At 43.8% G+C, this 3177-nt stretch carries 2 protein-coding genes; one reads left to right on the top strand and one right to left on the bottom strand.

Annotation, left to right across the window (positions count from 1 at the left end):
* Positions 1 to 950: amino acid--tRNA ligase-related protein (locus IQ229_RS20405; protein WP_194046864.1), on the top strand; the 950-nt coding region annotated here is incomplete at its 5' end.
* Positions 951 to 1217: 267 nt separating this feature from the next.
* On the opposite strand, the gene purF is transcribed toward IQ229_RS20405, so the two are convergent.
* On the bottom strand, positions 1218 to 2717 hold the full coding sequence (purF, locus tag IQ229_RS20410) for an amidophosphoribosyltransferase (protein ID WP_194046866.1): 1500 nt from the start codon (positions 2715 to 2717) through the stop codon (positions 1218 to 1220).
* Between the last annotated feature and the right edge of the window lie 460 nt (positions 2718 to 3177).

Here is a 3177-nt window from a genome sequence, read left to right on the forward strand (position 1 = left end):
TTGAAAAGGTGTTTGAATTAGGGCGGGTTTTCCGCAATGAGGGAATTTCGACTCGACACAATCCCGAATTTACGACGATTGAAGTTTACCAAGCCTACGCCGACTACAACGATATGATGGCGTTGACTGAAGGGATTATTACCACTGTTGCCCAAGAGGTACTCGGCACATTGGAAATCACCTACCAAGGGGAACCTATAAATTTGACGCCACCTTGGCGGCGGGTGACAATGCACGATTTAGTTAAAGAATTTACGGGCTTGGATTTTAATTCGTTCCAAAGTTTAGAAGAAGCAAAAACAGCAAGTAAAAATGCTGCTATTCCTGGTACAGATGAAGCCCAATCAATTGGTAAGTTACTAAATTTAGCCTTTGAAGAGAAGGTAGAAGCAAATTTAATTCAACCTACCTTTGTAATTGATTACCCTGTAGAAATTTCGCCCTTAGCAAAACCTCACCGTTCTGTGCCTGGTTTGGTAGAACGATTTGAGTTATTTATAGTCGGGCGAGAAACTGGGAATAGTTTCTCAGAACTTACCGATCCTATCGATCAAAGAGAACGTTTAGAAGCACAAGCGGCGCGGAAAGCTGCTGGTGACTTAGAAGCCCAAGGTGTAGATGAAGACTTTCTCACCGCTTTGGAATATGGTATGCCGCCTACAGGTGGTTTAGGGATTGGGATTGATCGCTTGGTGATGTTATTAACTGATTGTGCCAGTATTCGGGATGCGATCGCCTTCCCCTTACTCAAACCTCCCAGCAGCCTGATTAAAGAATTTCGTTATGATCCAACAACTCAAACACTAACTATTGAATTTGACAATGGAAGTGTTTATGAGTATTTCAAAGTACCCCTTAGTGTAAAGGAAGGCTTAGAAAATGCACCGTCTGATGGTCAATACTTTAACAAGTTTATTAAAGGGAAATTTAAGTTTGAACAATTGAGTTGAGTTAGTAAAAATAAATGGGGCGATGTCTTGCCCCATTCATCAACTTGATTCGGATTTGGTGAGAGTTATCGCCTGGAGTGTCTCTCGTTTCCATGCAGAGCATGGGAGCGGCTGATTAGAGGACTCTGCTCTGCCTCCAATCAGACATTTTTAGGGCTTGTATGTACACCGTAGACTAGAGAAGGAGGAGAATTCAAAACCTCTCAAGAGCAGGAGCGAAAAGTCTGAGTGCGGACTTGTCTCCTCTTCTGCCTAATACCCCAATCCCTACACCACTACCTTTTCTAGGATCAGCTTAGAACGCTTGACTTGCTCAGGAATCGTTACGGGATAATCTCCGGTGAAGCAGGCAGAACAGAAACTATTGGTGTCTTCTCGTGTGGCTTCTAACATTCCTTCCCAACTCAGATAGGCAAGGCTGTCTACTTCCAGTTGCTTGGCAATTTCTTCCACTGACTTGGTAGCAGCAATTAGCTGATCCTGAGAATCGGTATCGATGCCATAGAAGCAGGGATGAGTTACAGGCGGAGACGAAATTCGCATGTGTACCTCTACTGCACCTGCTTCACGTAAGGTTTTGACTAGTTTACGGCTGGTAGTACCCCGTACAATCGAGTCGTCTACAATAATTACTCGTTTACCTACCAGCACATCTTTGAGGGGATTAAGTTTCATCCTCAGACCCGATTCGCGCATGGTTTGGGTTGGTTGAATGAAGGTTCGCCCAACATAGCGATTTTTAATCAGTCCTTCGCCGTAAGCGACACCAGACGCTTGGGAAAATCCAATAGCAGCAGGTATACCAGAATCAGGAACACCGAAGACAATATCGGCATCTACAAAAGATTCTTTAGCTAGCTGGTGTCCTAATCGCATTCGATAGCTGTACAAACTCTCGTTGTGCATGACGCTATCAGGGCGGGCAAAGTAAATCATTTCAAAGATACACAATTTCCGCTCGGACTTTTTACTCCAATGATAAGAAGCTAAACCTTCTTCAGTAATCCAAACTAATTCACCTGGTTCTACGTCTCGCAGGTATTCGGCTCCAATGATGTCTAAACCACAAGTCTCGGAAGCCAAAACGTAACGGACTGGATTACCAGCCAAAGTGCCAATTACTAAGGGGCGGATTCCATTAGGGTCACGGACACCCATAACGCCGACGGGAGTGCCAATAACTAAACTAAAGGCTCCTTGGCAACGTTGAAATGCCTGAATTCCACCTTCTAGCCAATCAGCGCCCGTATCTATGGCTTCGGCGATCGCAAAAGCGATCATTTCTGAGTCTGTTGTTGTGACTAAGTTACATTTATTTTCAAGCAACTCTTGACGTAGTTGCACAGTATTGACTAAATTACCATTGTGTGCTAGAGCTAATGAACCTAAACGGGTTTCTAGTACTGCGGGTTGGGCATTAACTTTGCGGCTAGAACCTGTGGTGGAATAACGAGTGTGACCAACAGCAAGACTACCGGGCAATTGATCCAAGACAGATTCATTGAAAACTTGAGAAACCAAACCCATGTCTTTGTGGAGATGTACCTTTGTCCCCTCAAAGGTGGCAATACCAGCTGATTCTTGACCCCGATGCTGGAGGGCATACAATCCAAAGTAGGTCAGTTTAGCAACGTTTTCTCCTGGGGCGTAAATGCCAAAAACACCACAAGCTTCTTCTGGCTTGTCAGGTTGATTTTCATGACTATTGATTGGGTTGTTGGTCTGATCGGGGTATTCATCCGAAGTGACAGAATGAATAGAAATCATGCTAGCTTTGCTCCTGGTGGGGGGGTCAATCAATTTTGGATTTGAGATTGACGATTTTGGATTGATCGCACCGTACTAAAGATGCGGCTTGGGATTTTAGAATGGCTATTTTAGATTTTTTGCCTAGTAAGAGCAAGATATGAACTAGAAGCAACGCCCCTAATCCAAAATCTAAAATTCAAAATCTAAAATTGGTAGTCAGTCACTGGGATTATAGAGATGGCTGGGGAGTTCTTAACAAATCTTTAACCATCCATTAAAACAGTACCGTAAATTTGCTCAGAGACGCTAAAAGTTGTGAGTGAAGTCTAAATACTCAGCATTCAGCGCCCAGAAGTAGTGGTATGGATGGCGAGACGTCTGGCGATCGCATGGAAATAGCGATCATTCATATCTTCGATACTAACTTTGATTAAGGTTTGGTTATCAGTGGTGAAAACCCCCAAACCGTTCTCATATT

This window comes from Nostoc cf. edaphicum LEGE 07299 (assembly GCF_015207245.1).
Lineage (GTDB): Bacteria > Cyanobacteriota > Cyanobacteriia > Cyanobacteriales > Nostocaceae > Nostoc > Nostoc edaphicum_B.